The following is a 2,190-nucleotide window of genomic DNA, read 5'->3' as shown; positions in this document are numbered from 1 at the left end:
ACTGGTGTCGCTGTCGGTGTTACAGGAGTCACAGTTGGTGTATAAGTTGCAGAAGCTTTGGTTCCGTTCTTATCTTCACGAACAACCGTCACTGCTGGTGCAGTTCCGACGAATGATTTCTCAGGTACGAAGGTTACGGTTCCGTCTGATGCTACTGTGTAGGTACCAACGCCATCTACTGTCTTGGTAGTTGAGCCATCGTCAAATGTTGCTGGAACATCTTCATTGATGTCTACTGTTTTCTCAACGCCGTCTACTGTTACAGTGCCACCCTTGAATTCAGGTTTACCTGTTTGTGTAGCACCTTGAATATCAGTAGTTTCAACTGGTTTCGCTATCGGTGTTACTGGAACGATTTCAGGTGTATAAGTTGTATCTACCTTGATACCGTTTGAGCTTTCAGCTTGAACCTTAACAGGCGTTACTTGACCTGTATAAGATTTGTCAGTTGGTGTGAAGGTTACTTGACCAGTTGCTAGATCAATTGAGTAAGTACCGATTTCAGTTGTACCGTCTGCCGCATAAGCTGGTGTCGTTGAAACTTCGTTACCATCTTTGTCTAACAATGTGTAACTGTTGTCTTTGATGGTGATTGTTTTGTCTTGACCATTAACTTGAACTGTTGTACCTGCAAAGGTTGGAGTTCCTGTTTGAGTTGCACCTTGGATGTCTTTAGATGTAGCTGGTTGAGCTGTTGGAACAGCTGCTACAACTGTTGGTGTGTAACTTGCATCTGAAGTAATAGTTGAAGTCTTACCAGCTTCATTTGTAACTGTCGCAGTTGCCTGAACAGTTACACCTTTAGCTGTCCCAACAAAGTCTTTTTCAGGAGTAAAGGTAACCGCTCCTGTAGTAGGATCAATTGTATAAGTTCCTTCACCTGCCACTGTCACACTTGTTTCATCTGTTGGTTGACCTGTTGCAGGGTCAATCAATTTCTTGCTTGTAATTTGAGCAGTCTCATCATCACTCAAAGCAAATGTAGGAGTCTCTGTTTGAGGGACATTTTGAATGTCTTCAGAAACTTTGTTTGTTGGAGTAAGAGTGACTGGATTTACAGTTGGTGTATAAGTTGCAGAGGCTTTGGTTCCGTTCTTATCTTCACGAACAACGGTTACAGCTGGTGCTGTACCAGTGAAGCTTGGGTCTGGAACAAAAGTTACAGTTCCGTCTGCTGCTACTGTGTATGTACCAATGCCATCAACTGTCTTAGAAGTAGATCCGTCATCAAAGGTTGCTGGAACAGCATCGTTCATTGGTACACGGCTGTTGCCTTCAGTGAAGACTGGTTTGCCAGATTGAGTTGCCCCTTGAACACCTGACGTTTCAGCTGGTGTCGCTGTTGGAGTTACTGGAGTAACAGTTGGTGTGTAAGTTGCAGTTGCTGGCGTACCATTCTTATCAACACGTTTCACGGTTACGCCTTCAGGTGTTCCAACATAAGTAGGAAGTGGCTTGAAGGTAACTGTTCCGTCTGATGCTACAGTGTAAGTACCAACACCATCGACCGTCTTGGTAGTTGAACCATCGTCAAAGGTTGCAGGAACGGTATCGTCCATCGGCACACGGCTATCGCCTTCAGTAAAGACTGGCTTACCAGTTTGAGTGGCTCCTTGGATATCTGTAGATGTTGCAGGTTCAGCAGTAGGTACAACCGGCGTAATCTTAGGTGTGTAAGTTGTTTCTACTGTTGTTCCATTTGTATCAGCTGCTTGCACTTTCGCAGGAACTACGTCACCTGAATAAGATTTATCCGTTGGTGTGAAGGTCACCACACCTGTTTCTTTATCAACGGTGTAGGTACCAATAACATCACCTGCTGGTGATTTGGCATCTACTGAAGCAGCTGGTTGACCATTTTCATCAAGAAGGGTAATAGAATCCTTGTTGATTGGCGCAACAGGATCACCTTCTGTGAAGGTTACTGTACCCGTTTGAACCAAACCTTGAGGACCAGTAGATTCAGCTGGAGTCGCTGTTGGAGTTACTGGTGTTACGGTTGGTGTGTAGGTTGCAGAAGCCTTGGTTCCGTTCATATCTTCACGCACAACAGTCACTGCTGGGGCTTCGCCGGTAAATGATTTTTCTGGAACGAAGGTTACTGTTCCGTCTGAAGCGACTGTGTAAGTACCAACATTTGGAACTGTTTTAGTTGTTTTACCATCATCAAAAGTTGCTGGAACATCGTCG

General features: G+C 44.7%; 1 pseudogene. It reads right to left on the bottom strand.

Annotation, left to right across the window (positions count from 1 at the left end):
• Positions 1–2,190 (bottom strand): annotated as a pseudogene (locus HMPREF0848_RS02665) (hypothetical protein); the annotation flags it as partial.

It is taken from the genome of Streptococcus sp. C150, assembly GCF_000187445.1.
Taxonomy (GTDB): domain Bacteria; phylum Bacillota; class Bacilli; order Lactobacillales; family Streptococcaceae; genus Streptococcus; species Streptococcus raffinosi.
The sequence above is the reverse complement of the archived record's forward strand: the minus strand, read 5'-3'. Positions and strand labels throughout refer to the sequence as shown.